We start from the raw sequence: 21,570 nt of genomic DNA, 5'->3' as shown, positions 1-21,570 counted from the left end.
AAACCTCTATTTTTGCAAACTAATGAATAAACTTCTGGTATGAATAAGTCTGAAAAGCGGGTATTAGTAGGTATGAGTGGCGGTATAGACAGCACTGCCACTTGCCTGATGTTGAAAGAGCAGGGCTATGAAATAGTGGGGCTTACCATGTGGGTGTGGGGAGACAAACCTGTTGACGCATGCGAGCTTGCCGAAAGTATGGGGATTGGGCATTACATTGCTGATGAACGTGATGCTTTCCGCCGGATAATAGTACAGGATTTTATTGATGAATATCGCCAAGGCCGTACGCCCAACCCCTGTGTCATGTGCAATCCTATGTTCAAGTTCCGCATCCTTATGGAATGGGCGGACAAGTTGGGATGCAAGTATATCGCTACCGGGCATTATACGCGTCTGGAGGAGATAGACGGCAAAGTGTATATCATAGCCGGGGACGATGACAAGAAAGACCAGTCTTATTTCCTTTGGCGGTTGGGGCAGGATGTGTTGAAGCGTTGTATCTTCCCGTTGGGTACCTATACAAAACCGCAGGTGCGCGGATATTTGCGTGACAAAGGATACGCTGTCAAGGCAGAAGAAGGTGAAAGCATGGAAGTTTGCTTTATCAAAGGGGATTATCGGGACTTCTTGAAAGAACATTCTCCGGAGATAGACCGTGAAATAGGGCCGGGATGGTTTGTCAATTCCGAAGGTGTCAAGTTGGGTGAGCACAAAGGATATCCCTATTATACCATCGGACAACGTAAAGGACTTGAAATAGCTTTGGGAAAGCCCGCTTATGTGCTGAAAATCAATCCGCTGAAGAATACGGTTATGTTAGGTGATGCCGAACAGTTGAAGACGCGCCATATGCTGGTCGAACAGGAAAAGCTGACAGACGAGCGGGAGGTCTTTGAAAGTAAGGAACTCACGGTACGTATCCGGTATCGCAGCAAGCCTATTCCCTGTACTGTCAGACGTCTGGAAGACGGGCGCCTGCTGGTGTGCTTTCAAGTGGAGGCGTCGGCCATTGCTCCGGGACAGTCCGCCGTGTTCTATATCGGCCGCAGGGTGGTGGGAGGATCGTTTATCGCTTCCCAGAGAGGAATCGGAATGTATATCGCAGAAAATAATTAAAAAAGAATATATGAAGAAACAACTTTTTCTTTTAGCTCTTACACTGTTTGCGGCAGGTGCGCATGCGCAGCAGGACACGTTGAAATACCGTATCAGTCTTAAAGACAAGGCGGCCACCGTTTATTCATTGGATCATCCGGAGGCATTCTTGTCCGAAAAGGCCATTGCGCGCCGCCAGAAACAGCATTTGCCGATAGATTCGACGGATTTGCCGGTATGCCGTAAGTATGTGGATGAAATCCGCAGACAGGGCGTCCATATTGTAGTGACCGGGAAATGGGAGAATTTTGTCACAGTCTCCTGCAATGACTCTACATTGATAGACCGTATTGCGGCATTGCCTTTCGTACGTACTACGGAAAAAGTATGGATGGCTCCTCCGGCAGACAAGCCAAGCATGTCAACCGGCCGTGATTCCCTGGTCAACAATCCTGCGGTTCATCCGGACAGCATTTATGGTCTTGCCGTCAGTCAGATTCAGCTCAGCAAGGGTGACAAGTTACATGACGCCGGCTTTAAGGGGCAGGGCATGACAATCGCAGTGATTGATGCCGGTTTCCATAATGCCGACAAAATTACAGCCATGCGGAATATCCGTGTCTTGGGAACGAAAGACTTCGTCAATCCGCAGTCTGATATCTACGCGGAAAGCAGCCACGGCATGATGGTGTTGTCGTGCATCGGCATGAATCAGCCGGATATAATGACCGGTACAGCTCCCGAGGCTTCTTTTTGGTTGCTTCGCAGTGAAGACGAGTATTCGGAGCACCTGGTTGAACAGGACTATTGGGTTGCCGCCGTGGAGTTTGCCGATAGTGTGGGAGTGGACGTTCTTAACACTTCATTGGGATATTATACGTTCGACGATAAATCAAAAGATTATAAATACCGTGAGTTGGACGGACATCATGCATTAATGTCCCGCCAAGCGTCACGTATTGCGGACAAAGGGATGGTGCTGGTTTGCAGTGCGGGAAATTCGGGAATGGGCTCCTGGAAAAAGATCACCCCTCCGGGAGACGCGGAAAATGTGATAACAGTGGGGGCCATTGACAAAAAGTCTGTGCTGGCGCCTTTCTCTTCCATCGGAAACACTGCGGACAACCGGATAAAGCCCGATGTAGTGGCGGTAGGCTTGGGCGCGGACGTGATAGGGACGAGCGGCAACCAGAGCAAGGCGAACGGAACCTCTTTTTCTTCGCCAATCATGTGCGGTATGGTAACTTGCCTCTGGCAGGCCTGCCCGGATTTGACCGCAAAGGAAATTATCCGGATTGTGAGACAGGCGGGCGACCGCTCCGGCTTTCCGGACAATATCTACGGTTACGGTGTGCCCGACATGTGGAAAGCCTATCAGACTTATAAAGAAATGGGTAAATAAACCTGTTTCGGCCGACCCGCCCGTAATGGGAAATAGTTTCAGTCGTTATGGGAAATGGTTTCAGTCGTTATGGGAAATGATTTCAGTCGTTATGGGATTCGGGTTCCCATTACGGAGATTATGGTGGAACTTTGGTTCCCTACTTAACTATTAAGCCGCATTATTTATAAACAGATGATAATGGACGCTTTATCACTATATGACTTGAATGCTTTGGTACGCCGCAGCATAGAGCAGTGCCTGCCGGATGAATTTTGGGTGCAGGCCGAACTGAGCGACGTGCGTACCGGCAATACGGGGCATTGTTACTTGGAATTCGTACAAAAAGATCCCCGTGGCAACAATTTGATAGCTAAAGCCCGTGGAACCGTATGGGCCAATGTGTTCCGCCTGTTGAAACCTTATTTTGAGGAGGCTACCGGGCAGGCTTTTGTTGCGGGCATCAAGGTGCTGGTGCAGGTCACGGTCAGCTTCCATGAACTTTACGGATACAGCCTCACCGTACAGGACATTGACCCTACCTATACATTGGGTGATATGGCGCGCCGCCGCAGGGAAATCCTGAAACAGCTTGAGGAGGAAGGAGTGCTCACGCTCAATAAGGAGTTGGAAATGCCCCGTTTGCCGCAGCGCATAGCTGTCATATCTTCGCCTACAGCTGCCGGATACGGTGATTTCTGCCATCAGTTGCAGAACAATCCCCGCGGCTTCTGTTTCTATACCGAACTGTTCCCGGCCTTGATGCAGGGCGACCGTGTGGAAGAGTCGGTCTTGTCGGCTCTCGACAAGATAAACGCCCGCCTGCCGGAGTTCGATGCAGTGGTCATTATCCGTGGCGGAGGCGCCACCTCCGACCTTTCCGGCTTCGATACCTACTTGCTTGCTGCCGCCTGCGCACAGTTTCCTTTACCCATTATCACCGGAATCGGCCACGAACGGGACGATACGGTATTGGATTCGGTGGCGCATACCCGTGTGAAGACTCCTACGGCAGCCGCCGAGTTTCTGATAGATTCCATGAACAATGCTGCGGATGAGCTGGAAATGTTAGCTGCCCGTCTGCAGGAAAGCGTCCGGACCCGTTTGCTGCAGGAACAGCGGAAACTGGCTGCTTACCGAGACCGCATTCCTTCCGCCGCGTATCGTCGCATATCCGCCGCAAAACTGGCTTTGCTTACTGCCCGGAAAGATATGGCACAGGTCGTGACCTCTTCTTTGTCCCGCCATCGCCATCGTCTGGAACTATTGCAGCAGCGGTTGGCAGACGTCTCGCCCGAAAAGCAACTGGCCCGCGGCTACAGCATCACTTTAAAAGACGGGAAAGTAGTGAAAGATGCCGGTTTGCTGCGCGAAGGCGATGAAATCACCACCCGCCTCCACAAAGGAGAAGCAACCTCCATCATAAATCGAAAGGTGAAAGTGTAAATTCATAATTTAAAATTCCTCATGGTATCCAAGAAAAAAGAAACTTACTCCGAAGCCATGGCGCGTCTGGAGAAAATAGTCAGTCAGATCGACAATAATGAACTGGAGATAGATGCGCTTGCCGAAAAGATAAAGGAAGCGAATGAGATTATTGCGTTTTGTAGCGACAAATTGACCAAAGCCGACCGGGAAATTGAAAAATTACTGTCGGAGAAGCGGGAATGTGAAGAATAAAAGCTATTTTTGTTGCAAAATGTACATAATAAGGTAACTAATACTTTGAGATATGAAAGAATTGGATTGGGCTAATCTGCCGTTCGGATATATGAAGACAGATTACAATGTGAGAATTTACTATCGTAACGAACAGTGGGGCGAACTGGAAGTTTGCAGTGAGGAAACCATTCCCATGCACATGGCCGCTACTTGCCTGCACTACGGACAGGAAGCTTTTGAAGGCTTGAAGGCTTTCCGCGGCAAGGACGGAAAGGTCCGCGTTTTCCGTTTGGAAGAGAATGCTGCCCGTCTGCAATCCACTTGCCGGGGTATCTTGATGCCCGAACTTTCTACCGAACGTTTCAAGGAAGCCATTCTGAAGGTAGTAAAACTGAATGAGCGTTTCATTCCTCCTTACGAATCGGGTGCCTCTTTGTATATCCGCCCGCTGCTCATCGGAACCGGCGCGCAGGTGGGGGTACATCCTGCCCAGGAATACCTGTTTGTTGTTTTTGTAACACCGGTGGGACCCTACTTCAAAGGCGGATTCTCTACCAATCCGTATGTCATTATCCGCGAGTTCGACCGTGCCGCGCCTCTTGGAACAGGCATTTATAAGGTAGGCGGTAATTATGCCGCCAGTTTGCGTGCCAATAAGAAAGCGCACGATTTGGGTTACGCCTGTGAATTCTACTTGGATGCCAAAGAAAAGAAATACATGGATGAGTGCGGTGCCGCCAATTTCTTCGGTATCAAGGATAATACCTATATCACCCCGAAATCTACCTCCATTCTTCCGTCCATCACCAACAAGAGTCTGATGCAGCTGGCAGAGGATATGGGCATGAAGGTGGAACGTCGTCCGGTTCCCGAAGAAGAACTGCTGACTTTCGAAGAGGCGGGGGCTTGCGGTACTGCCGCTGTCATCAGCCCCATCGAACGTATTGATGATGTGGAAAACGGAAAGTCTTACGTCATTTCCAAGGACGGCAAACCGGGACCGGTATGCACGAAGCTGTACAATAAGTTGCGTGCCATCCAATACGGTGACGAACCCGATACTCATGGTTGGGTAACCATCGTGGAGTAGCATATGGGCTAAAGATTACAACCCTTGTTGAAAATACGGTTTACAGTAAGGGACTACAGGGAGAGCACGGGCTTTCCCTGCTTGTTGATACAGGGGAGCGGATCTCATCCGTGCGGTGCAGGAACTTGATGCCATCGCCCGTTTTTTTGAGACGCGTCTGTCCGGGAAGTTGGGCGTTTGCCATTGCACGGGCATTGATAACCATGCATGGTTTCAACAATATTTTAGTGACCGCGTATCCTATAATCATACCGGTCGGGTAGAAATACTTTAATACACGTAAATGGGAAAAAATAAATTAGAGAAGTTTGCCGATATGGCGGGTTATCCGCACGTTTTTGAGTATCCGTATTCCGTGGCAGATAACGTGCCGTTCGGGATGAGGGGAAACTGGCATGAACGGTTTTTTAAGAATGACCATCCTATCGTATTGGAATTGGGCTGTGGTCGTGGAGAATATACGGTAGGATTGGGACGGATGTTTCCCGGCAAGAACTTTATCGGAGTGGATATAAAGGGTGCCCGTATGTGGACAGGAGCTACGGAATCATTGGAGGCGGGCATGACGAATGTGGCTTTTCTGCGTACGAATATAGAAATCATCGACCGTTTCTTCGCGCCGGGTGAGGTCAGCGAGATTTGGCTTACCTTTTCTGACCCGCAGATGAAGAAGGCTACCAAACGCCTAACTTCCACTTACTTTATGGAGCGTTATCGCAAGTTCCTGGTGGACAACGGTATTGTCCATTTGAAGACTGACAGTAATTTCATGTTCACTTATACCAGATATATGATTGAAAAGAACGGGCTGCCGGTCCGGGTTATGACGGAAGACCTTTATCACTCCGGTATGGCCGACGATATTCTCAGTATCAAGACCTATTATGAACAACAATGGCTGGATCGTGGCTTGAACATAAAATACATCAAGTTCTGCCTTCCGCAGGCCAGCGAACTGCAAGAGCCGGACGTGGAAATAGAACTGGACGAATACCGCAGCTACAACCGCAGCAAGCGCAGCGGTCTCCAGACCAGCAAATAACAAACTTTAATCGAAAATAAAATGACTCTTTATCCTAAACTGATTTTGGACGCACTGGCCACAGTGCGCTATCCCGGTACCGGCAAGAACCTCGTCGAGGCTGAAATGGTAGCCGACAATCTGCGTATCGACGGGATGAAAGTCAGCTTCTCGCTGATATTCGAGAAACCGACAGACCCGTTTATGAAATCCATGGTAAAAGCTGCCGAGACAGCCATACATACGTATGTCTCCCCTGAAGTAGAGGTGACTGTTGCTACGGAAAGCCGCCAGGCGGCACGTCCCGAGGTTGGTAAGCTGCTTCCTCAGGTGAAGAATGTGATAGGGGTTTCCTCCGGCAAAGGTGGTGTCGGCAAATCGACCGTCGCTGCCAACCTTGCTGTGTCTTTGGCAAAGTTGGGCTACAAGGTAGGCTTGTTGGATGCCGATATCTTCGGGCCGTCCGTGCCCAAGATGTTCCAGGTGGAAGATGCCCGTCCGGTGGCTGAACATATTGGCGGACGTGATTTGATTGTTCCCATTGAGAAGTATGGCATCAAGTTACTGTCCATCGGTTTCTTTGTTGATCCGGACCAGGCTACCCTGTGGCGTGGCGGTATGGCAAGCAATGCCTTGAAGCAGCTGATTGGTGATGCCAACTGGGGAGAACTTGATTATTTCCTGATAGACCTTCCTCCCGGAACCAGTGATATCCATTTGACGGTGGTACAGACGTTGGCCATGACAGGTGCCATTGTTGTCAGCACTCCGCAAGCGGTGGCGCTGGCAGATGCCCGCAAAGGAATCAATATGTTTACCAATGACAAAGTAAATGTACCGATTCTTGGTTTGGTGGAGAATATGGCTTGGTTCACGCCTGCTGAATTGCCCGAGAACAAATACTATATTTTCGGCAAGGAAGGGGCCAAGAAGCTGGCGGAAGAGATGAATGTACCGTTGCTCGGGCAAATACCTATCGTGCAAGGCATTTGCGAAAGCGGTGATAGCGGCACTCCGGTTGCCTTGGATGAGAATACGGTTACAGGACGTGCTTTCCTGCAGTTGGCGGCCGCTGTAGTCCGTCAGGTAGATCGCCGGAATGTAGAACTGGCACCTACCCAGATTGTAGATGTACATAAATAAATATGGAAAAGGAGCATTTGCCTCGTATGGCATCTGCTCCTTTTCTCATTGAATTTACCGGAAGAGAAAGCTTATTGCAACCTGAACATAATCGGCACTGAATATTTCACGTTGACAGGTTGCCCTTTTTGGGTTCCGGGCTTCCATTTAGGCATGGAGCCGATGACCCGGATGGCTTCAGCGTCGAGAAGCGGATGCACGGGTCTGGTAACCTTGGGTACGGTAATGTTTCCTTCCTTGTTGATGATCATTTCTACGATGATTTTTCCTTGCACCCCTGCTTTCTGGGCTTCTGTCGGATATTTGAGGTTTCTGGCGATGTATTGCATCATGCCTTGTACTCCACCCGGGAATTCCGGCATGTGTTCCACCACTTCAAATACGTCTCCTTCCACTTTAGCATTGGGTGTGGATGGCTTGTAAGCCACGGCGACGATTTCTTCCAGTTGGGTGTTGACCGGTGCGTAGGCCGGTTCCCCCTTGGCATCTTCCGGCAGCTTGAACATGACAGGTACTGTAAACCTTGCTTTTACGGCTTTTCCACGTTGGGTTCCGGGTTTCCATTTGGGCATGGCGCTTATCACCCGGATGGCTTCTTTGTCCAAAGCCGGATCAATTCCGCGAGCTATCTGGGGCTGGATGATACTGCCGTCTTTGTCCACTACAAATTTTACGACAACCCGTCCTTGGATACCTGCCTTTTGAGCTTCTACCGGATACTTGAGGTTCTTGCTCAAATATTTTATAAGCCCGTCCATGCCACCGTCTGTAAATTCCGGTGACACTTCTACCACTTCAAAAATGACGTCTTCGGGGATGGAGTCATTCGTATGGGTGATAGCCTTTGGGGTTGGTTCCATACTGGTATCTACCGCTTCTATGACTTCGGTAGCAAGCTGCTTTGTGGTACGTGCCACGGCCTCAATATTACTGATAATCATAAGTAAGACTGCTAAGGGAAGAAACATCAGGTACTTGGTTCTTCCTATTTCTTTCGTTCTTTTTTTGTTCATCATCTTGATGCGTTTTTTTAATGGTAAAACATTGAAACTATTATAGATAGTTGCTGCAGCCTTATGGTGTGACAGTCCTAGCAGATGATACTGGTAGGCTTTGGAATCATAACCGTTTTCCAATACGCGGGCATCGGCCATATATTCCAGATTGGTACGGATTTCCCGTTTCATGAGCCAGGCAAATGGATTGAACCAACATAGAATGCAAACCAGTTCGCTGATAATGACATCTATGGAATGCCATTGGCGGGCATGTGTCTGTTCATGAGTCAATATTTCATTGAATTCCTCTTCGGTGTGCGAAGACGGATAGATAAAAATCCAGTGAAAGAAAGAAAAAGGCCCTCCTTCCCGGGAAAGTAAATGTATGTTAGAGCCGCCTATCCGTACTGTACGGCAACGACAAGCCAAACGGATGATGCCTGCCAGTTGAATAAAGAAACGTATAATCAGAAATGCCACACCGCCCCAATAGGCAAAGGTTGCAGCTTTCCGGATCATGTTTTTCCAATCGATTGTCGTTTGGGGGCTTACGGTAAATTCCGGCAACACTACATTGGCATAAAGATCTACCATTGCCACCATCGGTTTTTGTTCCGTAATCCACGTTTGTATGTTCAGTAACGGGACTGCGGCTGAAATGGCGAAGAAGCAGAGCAATGCGGTCCGGCGCCAGCCAAAAAACGTGTCTTTGTAGAAAAACAGACGATAGAATGCATAGAACAATGCTATCGCTACGTTCACTTTCAGAAAATAGGCTAACATGTTTACTCCTTTCCTTTTTCTATCATATCTATGATGTCTTTCAGGTCATTGGTTGAGATTTTTTGTTCTTTGGCAAAAAAGGACACCATTTCCTTATAAGAGTTTTCAAAATAATTGCGTACAAAACCACTCATGAAAGTGCGTTTGTATTCGCTTTCACGAATCAGTGGAGTATATTGATAGGTATTGCCTACACGTGTAGCGCGGACATATTGTTTGCGTTCCAGATTCTTCACGATGGAGGCTACGGTTGTGTAAGGCGGCACCGGCTTTTTATATTTAGCCACAATGTCTTTCACGAAGCAACTGTCCAATTCCCAGATGTAGAGCATTGCTTCCTCTTCTTGTATCGTTAACTTTTCCATGGATAAAGTGTTTAAATGAATTCATTGCAAAGCTACGAATGTTTCGTAAATGTGCAAGCGCTAATGTGTTAAATGATATGAAAGGGCTTAAAAACAATGCGGTAACAAATTTAATATCTGATTCATATTATTTAATAATATATTTCTATAACTTTGTTCTAAAATATGCATAGTAAAGGTAATTTGTGACAAAGGAGTATTAATGCATTTTCGGAATCAGATAGGCACTATGGATGAACGTTCTTTTCAACGGTTTGTCGAATCATATTCAAATGATTTGCTTTATTATGCACAGTATCTCGTTCATTCCAAAGAGGCGGCCGAGGAGATTGTAAGCGATGTCTTCTTTGAGGTTTGGCAAAACAGGGATAAATTACCTGAAATTAAGCGGGAAAAAGTATGGTTACTGACCATTACCCACAATAAAGCTATTTCCTATTTACGTAAAAAAGAACATTTTATCTCTTCCGTCAATTGGGAGGAGGTGGGAGAACATAGTATACCTGCAGACGTGCAGACTCCGGACGAACGGTTGATTAGCAGGGAAGAAATGAAACGGATTAATAATATCATCAATAACTTGCCGCCCCGGTGCAAACAGGTCTTTGTGTTGGCTAAGATAGAAAAGCTGCTTTATAAAGATATTGCCGATATTTTAGGAATTTCGGTAAAAACAATTAATGTGCACGTATCCAAGGCTTTAGAACTGATATCAGAGGCTCTGAAAAAATAATTCAGAAAAAAAACGTATTTAAGATAGGAGATTTTTTTTAAAACTGCGTCATATTAATACACTGTCATTATACATGGAAGACAATAGAAAAGAAGAAAGTAATAGGTATGAAACGCTGGCATCTTTTTTGGATGACCGTTCTGTGATTCCCGGCGAAACTGATTCTCGGCTGGAAGAAGAAGCACGGAAGCTGACTTTTTTATGGGATGAATGCGAGCCGTCCCGATTGGATACCGGGGAGGTTTGGAATAAAACACTCGCAAAAATAAGGAGAGAGGAAGCGAAAAAGGCAATTCATGCCAAGAGACGTCCTGCCTTTATATTTATTGGTGGATGGGTAGCGGCATCTTTGGCCATTTTATTGGGGTTCGTCTACTTCCTTGACCAGAGACATGTAGAGGATGAAAAAGGAAGAATGGAGCAGTTTATGCTTGCCAATGCTGCTGACGATGATGTGGATGAAGTTACTTTGGTCGTTTCGGACAAGAAGAAAATAGAAATAGCCAATAATTCCAAAGTGGCTTATACTTCAGCAGGGCAGGTCCAGGTTAATTCTGCCCAATTGGATGAGGCTGTAGCAATGGATGAGACCGTGGCGGAAGAAAAAGAAGAGGAATATAACCGGATAATTGTACCGAAGGGACGTCGCTCTATGATTGTGCTTGCTGATAACAGTAAGATTTGGATTAATTCCGGCAGTAAAGTCATTTATCCACGTACGTTCAGTACTGGTAAAAGACAAATTTTTGTCGAAGGAGAGGTCTTTTTGAAAGTGGCCCGTAACGAGGCGAAACCTTTTGTTGTAAGTACCTCTGCTTTTGAGGTCGAGGTACTTGGAACCTCTTTCAATATCTCTGCACATAAAGGAAGCAGCCAGGCAGACGTAGTATTGGTTGAGGGTGCGGTAGATGTGAAAGATCATTTGGAACGGCATATTAAAATGCAGCCAAATGAACGGGTGGAGTTGAATGAAGCGGGTATTGCAAAGAAGGAGAGTGTAAATGCTCTTGACTATATACATTGGGTAGATGGTGTATGGGTGCTGGATGGGAAACCATTGAAAGAAGTTATCCGGTATCTGGTTGACTATTATGGGCGGCCAATCCATTGTGATCCTTCTGTTGAAAATGAACTCTGTTATGGAAAGTTATTCTTGAATGAAGAATTAGACAAAGTTTTGGAATCAATCAGGCAAACTTTACCCGAGGTTTTGTCTGCCCGGAAAGATGTTGTTTATATAAATAATAATGAATGAAAAGCATGGTGTTAACTTTTAAATTATTTGGAATGAAAAAATAAAAGGAAAGTAGAAACAATTTTGTTAAGAAACGGCCGGACAATACTCCCAATATCATCCGGCCTGGAGTGATTTTAATTAGAACTATTTTTAGTAACCAAAATCAGTACGAAAGTATGAAAAAGAAGACGACTTCTAGTCGGATGAAGGGGTATTTTATATCTCTTTATCTATTAATTAGTGTTTTTTTAGTTATGGAGGGTACATTGTTCCCTCTTTATGCCGTAAATAATCGCGGTGCTGAAAGCGGGCAGAAAGTGACAACTGCACAAACAGTGAAAGATGTGTTTAATTTTATTGAACGAAACAGTGATTTTGTCTTTTTGTATTCCAAAGGTGTTCTGTCAGAATTGGAGAAGAAGATTTCCATGAATATGAGTGGGAAAAAAGCAGAGGAAATCTTGAAAGAACTTTCTTCTGTAGCAGGGCTGGAATTTAAAATAAACGACCGGCAAGTTACTGTGGTAAAAGCCTCTACCCCACAACCTCAAGCGGTAAATCAAGAAATCAAAGTAACCGGACAGGTGTTTGACGAATTGGGTGAAACCATTCCGGGAGCTAATGTTACTGTAAAAGGCAATGCCGGTATTGGTACAGTGACCGACATGGATGGGAATTTCACATTGAATGTTTCTAAGGGGGCAACTTTAGTTGTATCATTTATTGGGTATGCGCCGTATGAGTATGTAGTAAAAGGAACGGAGAAAGTTATCGTGAAACTGGCTCCTGATGCGCAGGCATTGGATGAAGTCGTGGTAGTAGGCTATGGCATGCAGCGTAAAAGTTCTATTACAGGCTCCATCTCTTCTATTAAATCAGAAAAGCTGAAAGATGTTACTACTCCGAGTGTAGCTAATATGCTGCAAGGCAAAGTAGCAGGTGCTGTGGTTGCTCCTACATCGGGAAGGCCTGGTGATGGTGTTAGTATCCGTGTGCGTGGTATAGGCTCTATTCGTGGAAATGTAGAACCGCTGTGGGTCATTGACGGTGTGGTTGGTAGCTCTTCTTCAGAACTGAATCCCAATGATATTGAAACCATTTCTATTTTAAAAGATGGTTCGGCTACGGCGCTTTACGGTTCGCGTGGCGCTAATGGAGTCATTCAGGTAACTACTAAACGTGCTGCTACAGGGGTGTCTCAGATTGATCTTTCAGCTAAGTTTGGTGTATCTCAGCTGCAAAAAGGGAATCTGGAGATGATGTCAGGTGCTGAATATTATGATTATGTATCTACCGCTTATCAAAATGCGGGGACATTGGAGGCACAAACCTGGTTACAGCCTTACCTGAAAGAGCGTAATTTCGATTGGTGGGATTATGCAACACAGAGTGCTCCGACGCAGAATTATAACATTGGTTATCGATATGGAAACGATAGGATCAGATCGTATGTATCGGGTGACTATTATACAGAGGAGGGTACAATAAAAGGGTTTGATTATGACCGTTTTACTTTCCGCTCAAATACGGATTACATTGTAAACAAGCGTTTGACATTGAAAGCTAAAATAGCGGCTAGTTACCGTGAGACATTTAATCAGGAACACTCGTTGGCTTATACCAGTTATGTGCCGTGGGATACTCCTTGGGACTCTCAAGGTAATTTGAAAAAAGGTAGTGAAGGTACACCGACGGGCGATGCGGCTCTTACTGCCAATCCGGATGACTACTGGTATTCTGATGGTGGCTCAAATTATGCTTACGATCGTCATCTGAACTGGAGTAAAAGTCGTAGCAATGGAGTTGATCTAGGGGTAGGTTTTGATTATAAAATATTTGACTGGCTTACGTTTGAATCCAACAATAGAATAGGTTTCACCAATAATTATTCAAATTCATATGTGGATCCTAATAGCCGTTCGGGTTCAGGAACCAATGGTTCTTATTATGATGCAGAGAATAATAGCCGTTCTATTTACGCTAGCCAGTTGTTACGTTTTCTGAAAACGTTTGGTGATAAGCATGAAATCAATGCTTATTTGGGTTATGATTATGATGAATATCGCTATTGGGATCTTAGTGCTACTGCTTATAAAATTTTCCAAGGGGCTGAAATTATTAATGCGGGAGCTGATGATCCTGAAGCGGCCGGTACTAAATATGAAAAGAAAAATGCTGCCTTATATCTGAATGTCAATTACTCGTTTGATAGTAAATATTTGCTGCAAGGTATGATTCGCAGGGATGGCTCTTCCCTGTTTGGCCGTGATAAGCGTTGGGCTACATTCTGGTCAATCGGTGCCGGCTGGAATATGCATAAAGAGAGTTTTATCAGTGAATTGGGGTGGATTAACGAATTGAAGCCTCGCATCTCATATGGTATCAGTGGCAACCAGCCAGGCGGAGCTTATGAATGGGCTACAGTATTTGGATATACTTCACAATATGCAAATGAAATAGCCTTCTTGTCTAATTACCAAGGTAATCCGGACCTCTCATGGGAAGAGACTGCCAACTTGGATTTTGGTTTGGATATTCGTTTGTTTGATCGTTTGAACATTACTTTTGATGCTTATCTGAAAAAGGTGAAGAATCTGATTTATTTGCGGCATCTTTCGGCTGTGACGGGATTTAATCGTCAGACAGCCAATAATGGTAAAATGAAGAACTCCGGTATTGAATTGACTGTAACCCCTGAAATTATTAGGACAAAAGACTGGTATTGGGATATAAGTTTCAATATGGGGTATAATCATAATGAGGTAACCTATATGCCCGATGGCGATGACCTTACTATGCAAGCCGTTGCTGTAGGCTATCCTTATCTGAACTGGTATATGCAAGAATGGGCCGGGGTAGATGCTATGACCGGAAAGCCATTGTGGTTTAAGGTGGATGAGACAACCGGTGAGAAGACGGTTACAAGTAATTATAATGAGGCTACCCGTGTTTTGCTGGACGCTTCACCTACTCCTAAGGTCAATGGGGGTGTCAGCACAAATCTTTCTTGGAAGGGTTTGTCGTTAAATGCTAACTTTACTTTCAGTGCAGGTGCGAAGATATATAACGGCATGCGTGCGGGGTCTCTTGACCGAGACGCTGAACGTCCGTCTCAACCGGCAATGAAGCTGGCTGATGGCTGGAGTCGTTGGGAAAAGCCGGGGGATATTGCAACACATCCGCAGTTGATTGCCGGTGGTAATAACGATGCGGCAAATACTTCTACAAGATATTTGGAAAATGGAGACTATTTCAAATTGAAATCTCTTACACTTTCTTATAATCTACCTAAAAAATGGTTGGATCCATTGAAAGTGAAAGGAGCTAACGTCAGTGTCGGCGGTGAGAACCTGTTTACAATAACTAAATTCTCAGGACAAGATCCGGAAATCTTGTTGTCTTCAGAATATAATGGAAGTGCAAGTAGCTATGGATATCCTACAGTGAGACGCTTTACCGTAGGATTGAGCGTTAATTTTTAAGTATGATAAAAAATGAATGAAGCTATGAAAATAAAATATGGATTAGGTACTTTAATGGTACTTTCCGGCTTGGCAAGTTGCAGCTTGGATGTGAATATGTATGATGGCGTGACTGGAGAAGATGTGACTTCCCGGAATATTGTAGAGTTGTCGCAAGGTAGTTACAGTATGCTGAAGTATGATGGAGGTTTAATCGATTACGGATATTATTTTTGGGCATACGGTGCTGATGACTTGTCTTGGGGAGGAACATCTACTGACTCTAAATACAATCTTTATGACTATAGCCGTAATATTGCCAGTTCTACAACAGAATATGCTTGGGAATTAGGCTATCGCACGATTGGTAATTGCAATCGAGTAATCGAGATGGGGGTAGATTTGGGAGACAACATAACCAATGAAGAGAAAGTTTTAGTAGGTGAAAACTACTATCTGCGGGCTTTGTGTTATTTTCTGTTGGTGAATGAGTTTGCACAGCCCTATTCTAATAATCCGACACAAAATCCAGGCTTGCCTTTGAAGTTGACCAGTGATCCGAATGATTTGCCGGAAAGTCGTTCCACGGTAGCGGCTGTTTATGAGCAGATAGTGAAGGACTTGGAAGATGCTATCAGTTATATGACGTTGTCCCAGGGCATGTCTTCCAAGAACAGTTGTTATGCGACTAAAGAAGCCGCTGAAGCTCTATTGGCAAGAGTATATCTTTATATGGAAAATTGGGAGGGGGCTTGGAACATGGCTAATAATGTCATAGAATCCGGTAGATTCCAGTTACTGCAGGGTGATGATTATTCCATTTATTCCCAGTTTGTGCCAGAAGAAAATTCAGAAACTATTTTTGCGGTTCGCCGTACAAAGCTGAAAGATGATGGAGGATATGGAAGAATGGGAGGCTTGTATGTTCGTGTGAATAGCAGCGGCTGGGAGGAAATGTATGCTTCTTCTCGTTATCTGGAATTACTTGAACTTCATGTGGATAAAAGTGGATTTCCTGTAGATTTACGTAGTAACTTTATTACTAAAAGGTATGTGGAGGATGGTTCAAATACAGACTTGTATCCTGTAACAGGTAATCCTAACGGGAGTTATAAGGACTGGACATTTGCCTATGCCGTTAAGTCATCAGGAAACAATGCCAATTATGAATATCGCCAAATAACTGTTAGCAAACAAGCAGATGGCAGTTATAGGATGAGTGACACGGATGCGTCCTCCTTTCAGAGTGCTGTAGTTCAGACTGAATCCTATAACTTGGGAACACGTTATTACGTAGTAGCAAACGATGGTACCAAATACATCGGCCGTATTGAGCCGAGAGTCTATGATGCTAAGACGCTTCGGCAGAAAGAAACTCAGTTCTTGGTGTATGCTATTAATAAGTGTTCCTATCAAGAACAATATTACCATTTATGGTCTCCGGTCATTTCACGATTGGCTGAAATGTATCTCATACGTGCAGAAGCTAATTTCGAAAAAGGTGGTGATGATGAACAGACGTTGGCTGACGTGAATGTTCTTCGTCGCAGGGCCGGAATCCCGGAATGGACACTTGATAATATAAAGACAGCAGAAAACGGCCAGCCAAAAGATATTCATAAAATTATCGAAGAAGAACGTATGTTGGAGTTTGCATGGGAGGGATTGCGCCGATTTGACGTATTCCGTTGGCGTCAAACATTGGATCGGAGGTATCCGGGTGGCCATACTTTGAAGCAAGGTGACCGTTATTTGGAAATCCCTTACAATTCACCTTCTGTGTGTGAATTTATTCCACAGGCTCAGTATGATGCATACCCTTATAAGTTGGAACAGAACCCATGATAGAAGAATCAGTTTAGTAACTTTAAAATAGATATACAGATGAAAAATTTATCATATTTAGTATTGTTTTTTTTATCGGTAATCATGTTCGGATGTGCCGAAACAGAACAGCCCTATGTAGGCTATATTGTTGTTGAGCGTGTAGTGGTAGATGCGGCTGCAAATTCAACCGCTACTGTTACGGCAGATACAGATATTTCTTCTCCGATTCTTTTGGAAGTAGATGAGGATGGAGCGGAATGGTGTACTGTTTCTGCCAACGGTAAAGAGATAACTGTCACCGCTACTACAGCCAATACCGGAGAGACTTCTAGGACTGCGACGGTTTATGTAAAATGCGGATACCGTGAAACGGAGTTCACCGTTTTGCAAAAATATGAAGGTCAGACCACTGTTGCTTGTTTTAAAGCTTATGGTGAGATTTAAAGCCACAATTTAGGCTAACCTTATTTACTAAATCGTTTGTAGAGGTGTGTCAAAATAAAGATTTAGAACTGTGTTCTTTTATCAGTTTTGACACACCTCCTTTTTATTGGTAATGATACAAAGTATGGATTGATACTATAGGCAGATAACGATGTATGATTCATCCCAGGCCTGCGTACAGTAGCATCAGCAATGTAAAAGGATGATTCTGTTTCTGGGTGTCTGATGTTTTAATCTGATGGATGAAAGTTGTTTTGTTCTAAATATTGCTTAAAATGATGTTAATGTAATCTACCTTTTATTACCTTTGTGCCCAAACGATGGAAAACGTAGTCCGGTTGCGAATTGTAATCGGCGTTATATATCTAACCTCTAAATTTAAAGTCAAAAGAATGAACGACCTGTTTAGTAATCTGGGAAAGTGGAAAACGGTGCCATTTGCTTTTGCAATGCTTTTCCCGGCTCCCTATCTGGCAACGCAGGCTGTGGGTGGAGAAAAGGACGGCGTTGCAGTGGTGCAGCAAGTCCCCTCTGTCATCAGTGTTGTGAAAATTAATCCGACAACAGTCGAAGTCTTGTTCTCCAATCAACAGCGCATGACGCTTGATTTTTATGGAGACAACATTTTCCGTGTATTTCAAGACAACAACGGAGGCATACTTCGTGACCCCGAAGCAAAACCGGAAGCAAAAATCCTGGTGAGCCGGCCCCGTAAGGATTTGACGCAATTAGCCGTTAAGGATGATGCCGGTTCTATATCTGTCTCTACCGGTAAGGTGAAGGTGGAAATGGATAAGAAAACCGCTTTGATGAAAGTCACCAATCTGCAGACGGGAACCGTTGTGCTGGAAGAAGCTAAGCCTGCCATTTTTGATAAAGAAAGAGTCACTCTGCAGTGGAAGGAACATCCACAGGAATACTTCTATGGCGGGGGCGTGCAGAACGGACGGTTCTCGCACAAGGGGAAAGCCATCTCTATTGAAAACCAGAATAGCTGGACGGACGGTGGAGTAGCCTCTCCCAATCCGTATTATTGGTCAACAAACGGATACGGTATAATGTGGCACACTTTTAAAAGAGGTGTCTATGACTTCGGACGTGAGGAAAAAGGCATCGTGAAGTTGTCCCATCAGACCAATTATCTGGATATCTTCATTATGGTAAATGAGGGTGCCGTACCTTTGTTGAATGATTACTATCAACTGACAGGCCATCCTGTACTGATACCGAAGTTCGGTTTTTATCAGGGGCATTTGAATGCTTATAACCGTGACTATTGGAAAGAAGATGAAAATGGTATCTTGTTTGAGGACGGAAAGCGTTATAAGGAAAGCCAGAAAGACAATGGCGGTATCAAAGAATCGCTGAACGGGGAAAAGAATAATTATCAGTTCTCTGCACGCGCTGTGATAGACCGTTATAAAAATCATGATATGCCTTTGGGCTGGTTGTTGCCCAATGATGGTTATGGAGCCGGCTACGGCCAGACGGAGACCTTGGACGGTAATATCCGCAATTTGAAGGACCTGACGGACTATGCCCACAAAAACGGTGTGGAAATAGGTCTGTGGACACAGTCGGACCTGCATCCCAAAGAAGGTATCAGTGCCCTGTTGCAACGTGATATCGTCAAGGAAGTGCGTGACGCAGGTGTACGTGTGCTGAAAACCGATGTTGCCTGGGTAGGAGCCGGATATTCTTTCGGACTGAACGGCATTACGGACGTGGCGCAGATTATGACATATTATGGCAACGATGCCCGTCCTTTCATCATCTCCCTGGACGGTTGGGCCGGTACACAGCGCTATGCCGGTATCTGGTCGGGCGACCAGACCGGAGGGACATGGGAATATATCCGTTTCCATATCCCTACCTATATCGGTTCGGGGTTGTCGGGTAATCCCAATATATGCTCAGACATGGATGGTATTTTCGGAGGAAAGAATCCGGTGGTGAATACCCGTGATTTCCAATGGAAGACCTTTACTCCCATGCAGCTGAATATGGACGGGTGGGGAGCTAACGAGAAATATCCCCATGCCCTTGGCGAACCGGCTACTTCCATCAATCGTTGGTATCTGAAGTTGAAATCGGAAATCATGCCATACGCCTACAGTATCGCCAAGGAATCTGTGGATGGATTACCTATGATCCGTGCCATGTTCCTGGAATACCCCAATGCTTATACTTTGGGCAAAGCCACACAGTATCAGTTCCTCTATGGCCCGTACTTCCTGGTGGCTCCTGTTTATCAGGCAACCAAGGCCGATGAACAAGGCAATGATATCCGTAACGGCATCTATCTGCCTGAGGGTGAATGGGTAGATTACTTCTCCGGCGAGATGTATCAAGGTGGACGCATCATCAATAGCTATGCCGCACCGCTTTGGAAGTTGCCTGTATTCGTGAAGAACGGAGCTATTATTCCCATGACGTCCCCCAATAACAACGTCAGCGAAACAGCCAAGAATCTGCGTATATACGAACTCTATCCTTATGGACAGAGCTCATTTACCGAATATGATGATGACGGTACAACTGAAGAATATCGTTCGGGTAAGGGGGTAAGTACCTTGATTGAATCGGTTGCCGGTGAGAAAGGGGATGTGACGGTTACCGTTTATCCGGCCCGGGGGGACTTCAAGGGTTTTGTGAAAGAAAAAGCCACTGAATTCAGAGTCAATGTAACCGAGAAACCTAAAAAGGTTCTGGCAACTGTCGGAAAGAGCAAGGTCAAACTTGTGGAAGCAGGCAGCATGGATGAATTCCTTCAGAAAGAGAATGTCTATTTCTACGATGCCAAGCCTGACTTGAACAAGTTTGCCACCAAAGGCAGCGAGTTTGAGAAAGAGGTGATTACGAAAAATCCCCAGCTGCTTGTCAAGTTGGCCGCTACTGACATCACTGCCAACCGGACAACCTTGAAGATAAATGGTTTTGTATTTGCTCCGGCTGATAGCCACAAGGTGACTTCAGGTCCGCTGGTTGCCCCGAAAGCACAGGTTGCCGAAGAGAATACCGCAGCTTATACCTTGAAGCCCACTTGGAACAAGGTAGATAATGCCGACTATTATGAAATAGAGTTTGATGGCATGAACTATAGTACCATTAAGGATACGGAACTGCTGTTCGAAGGGTTGAGCGTAGAAACCGCTTACGACTTCAAGATACGTGCCGTGAACAAAGATGGATACTCTGACTGGGCAGCTTTCAGCGCCACTACCAAGAAAGATCCTCTGGAATTTGCCATACATGGAATCGTTGGTGAGACAACCGCCGCCAACCAGGGCCGTTCGCTCCGCCGTCTGTTCGACTTCGAAGAAGGAGAGTTGTGGCATACCAAGTATAATGAAAAGGCAGTGCCGTTTGATTTGATTATGGATTTGAAGTCTATCAATCAAGTTGAGAAGTTCCATTATCTCCCGCGTGAGAATGCTGGCAACGGAACAATCCTGAAAGGTACAGTCTATTACAGCACGGATAAGGAGAACTGGACCGAAGCCGGAGCGTTTGACTGGAAGCGTGACGGTGAAGTGAAGATATTTACGTTTGCGCAGGCACCGACCGCCCGTTATATCAAGATGAGCATAACTGAAGCTGTAGGCAACTATGGTTCGGGTCGGGAGATATATGTATTCAAAGTTCCGGGAACGGAAAGTTACCTGCCCGGTGATATCAACAATGACAAGCTGGTTGATGAGAATGACTTGACGTCTTACACCAACTATACCGGTCTGCGCCGTGGTGATGCTGATTTTGAAGGATACATCAGCAATGGAGACTTGAACCGTAACGGGCTGATAGATGCTTACGACATTTCAGTCGTAGCTACACAGCTTGATGGAGGTGCCGATGGTGCCAAAGGCGAAAAGGCCGAAGGAAACATCAGCATCAGCACCCCTAAGCGCGCTTATGCCAAAGACGAGGTGGTTGAGATATTGGTGAAAGGTTCCGGACTGCGTTATGTAAATGCACTCAGCTTTGCTTTGCCCTACAATCCTGCCGATTATGAATTTGTAGGGGTACAGCCTCTGGGCATGAAGGGAATGGAGAATCTGACCAATGACAGACTCCATACCAACGGTATCAAGTCTCTGTATCCTACGTTTGTGAACATCGGGGAGCGTGAAGCCCTCGAAGGAGACAGTGACCTGTTTGTCATCAAGCTTAAGGCAAGACGGAATGTGAAATTCGATCTGAAAGTGGCTGACGGCTTCTTGGTAGACAAACTGTTGGGTGTACATAAGTTCTAAAATAATGTTACTCATTTGCTCCGTATATATGGTTTGTGTACCTTTGCGGAGTGAATGAGTACACTCTATAATTA

The 21,570-nt window shown here is 45.4% G+C and carries 15 protein-coding genes; 13 read left to right on the top strand and 2 right to left on the bottom strand.

Going from position 1 to position 21,570, the window contains the following annotated elements; translation table 11 throughout:
• The first annotated feature begins 39 nt into the window (after positions 1-39).
• The 7 genes from mnmA (at position 40) to HMPREF9446_RS11155 (ending at position 7,395) form a co-directional block, all read left to right on the top strand.
• Positions 40-1,119 carry a tRNA 2-thiouridine(34) synthase MnmA gene (mnmA, locus tag HMPREF9446_RS11185; protein WP_009125767.1) on the top strand — a complete coding sequence of 360 codons (1,080 nt, stop codon included), beginning with the start codon at positions 40-42 and terminating at the stop codon, positions 1,117-1,119.
• Positions 1,120-1,129: 10 nt separating this feature from the next.
• Positions 1,130-2,500 carry a S8 family peptidase gene (locus HMPREF9446_RS11180; protein WP_009125766.1) on the top strand — a complete coding sequence of 457 codons (1,371 nt, stop codon included), beginning with the start codon at positions 1,130-1,132 and terminating at the stop codon, positions 2,498-2,500.
• 180 nt (positions 2,501-2,680) lie between these two features.
• Positions 2,681-3,925, top strand: coding sequence for an exodeoxyribonuclease VII large subunit (gene xseA, locus HMPREF9446_RS11175; RefSeq protein WP_039969141.1), 1,245 nt, complete (start codon positions 2,681-2,683; stop codon positions 3,923-3,925).
• Between the two features lie 21 nt (positions 3,926-3,946).
• Positions 3,947-4,159 carry an exodeoxyribonuclease VII small subunit gene (gene xseB, locus HMPREF9446_RS11170; RefSeq protein WP_009125764.1) on the top strand — a complete coding sequence of 71 codons (213 nt, stop codon included), beginning with the start codon at positions 3,947-3,949 and terminating at the stop codon, positions 4,157-4,159.
• A gap of 52 nt (positions 4,160-4,211) precedes the next feature.
• Positions 4,212-5,231, top strand: coding sequence for a branched-chain amino acid aminotransferase (locus HMPREF9446_RS11165; RefSeq protein ID WP_009125763.1), 1,020 nt, complete (start codon positions 4,212-4,214; stop codon positions 5,229-5,231).
• A 283-nt stretch (positions 5,232-5,514) separates the two neighbouring features.
• Positions 5,515-6,273, top strand: a complete 759-nt coding sequence (trmB, locus tag HMPREF9446_RS11160) for a tRNA (guanosine(46)-N7)-methyltransferase TrmB (protein WP_009125761.1) — start codon at positions 5,515-5,517, stop codon at positions 6,271-6,273.
• Between the two features lie 21 nt (positions 6,274-6,294).
• A complete protein-coding gene (locus HMPREF9446_RS11155; RefSeq protein WP_009125760.1) occupies positions 6,295-7,395 on the top strand; it encodes an Mrp/NBP35 family ATP-binding protein in 1,101 nt (366 codons plus the stop codon).
• A 71-nt stretch (positions 7,396-7,466) separates the two neighbouring features.
• Here HMPREF9446_RS11155 and HMPREF9446_RS11150 read toward each other — a convergent pair whose 3' ends face one another.
• Positions 7,467-9,176: a M56 family metallopeptidase gene (locus tag HMPREF9446_RS11150; protein WP_009125759.1), complete on the bottom strand. Its 1,710-nt coding sequence runs from the start codon at positions 9,174-9,176 to the stop codon at positions 7,467-7,469.
• Positions 9,177-9,178: 2 nt separating this feature from the next.
• Positions 9,179-9,541, bottom strand: coding sequence for a BlaI/MecI/CopY family transcriptional regulator (locus tag HMPREF9446_RS11145; protein WP_009125758.1), 363 nt, complete (start codon positions 9,539-9,541; stop codon positions 9,179-9,181).
• Between the two features lie 202 nt (positions 9,542-9,743).
• Between HMPREF9446_RS11145 and HMPREF9446_RS11140 the strand changes: the two genes are divergently transcribed.
• From HMPREF9446_RS11140 to HMPREF9446_RS11115, 6 genes are all read left to right on the top strand, one after another.
• Positions 9,744-10,274, top strand: a complete 531-nt coding sequence (locus HMPREF9446_RS11140; protein ID WP_009125757.1) for an RNA polymerase sigma-70 factor — start codon at positions 9,744-9,746, stop codon at positions 10,272-10,274.
• 73 nt (positions 10,275-10,347) lie between these two features.
• On the top strand, positions 10,348-11,529 hold the full coding sequence (locus HMPREF9446_RS11135) for a FecR family protein (protein WP_009125756.1): 1,182 nt from the start codon (positions 10,348-10,350) through the stop codon (positions 11,527-11,529).
• A 236-nt stretch (positions 11,530-11,765) separates the two neighbouring features.
• The gene (locus HMPREF9446_RS11130; protein WP_245532273.1) at positions 11,766-14,993 is read left to right on the top strand and encodes a SusC/RagA family TonB-linked outer membrane protein; all 3,228 of its coding nucleotides are present in this window, start codon (positions 11,766-11,768) and stop codon (positions 14,991-14,993) included.
• 24 nt (positions 14,994-15,017) lie between these two features.
• Positions 15,018-16,817 carry a RagB/SusD family nutrient uptake outer membrane protein gene (locus HMPREF9446_RS11125; protein ID WP_039969185.1) on the top strand — a complete coding sequence of 600 codons (1,800 nt, stop codon included), beginning with the start codon at positions 15,018-15,020 and terminating at the stop codon, positions 16,815-16,817.
• A gap of 39 nt (positions 16,818-16,856) precedes the next feature.
• Positions 16,857-17,243 carry a BACON domain-containing protein gene (locus HMPREF9446_RS11120; RefSeq protein ID WP_009125753.1) on the top strand — a complete coding sequence of 129 codons (387 nt, stop codon included), beginning with the start codon at positions 16,857-16,859 and terminating at the stop codon, positions 17,241-17,243.
• A gap of 392 nt (positions 17,244-17,635) precedes the next feature.
• On the top strand, positions 17,636-21,496 hold the full coding sequence (locus HMPREF9446_RS11115) for a TIM-barrel domain-containing protein (RefSeq protein ID WP_039969138.1): 3,861 nt from the start codon (positions 17,636-17,638) through the stop codon (positions 21,494-21,496).
• The last annotated feature ends 74 nt before the right edge of the window (positions 21,497-21,570 follow it).

The organism is Bacteroides fluxus YIT 12057, assembly GCF_000195635.1.
Lineage (GTDB): Bacteria > Bacteroidota > Bacteroidia > Bacteroidales > Bacteroidaceae > Bacteroides > Bacteroides fluxus.
This window is presented reverse-complemented; position numbering and strand designations above follow the sequence as displayed.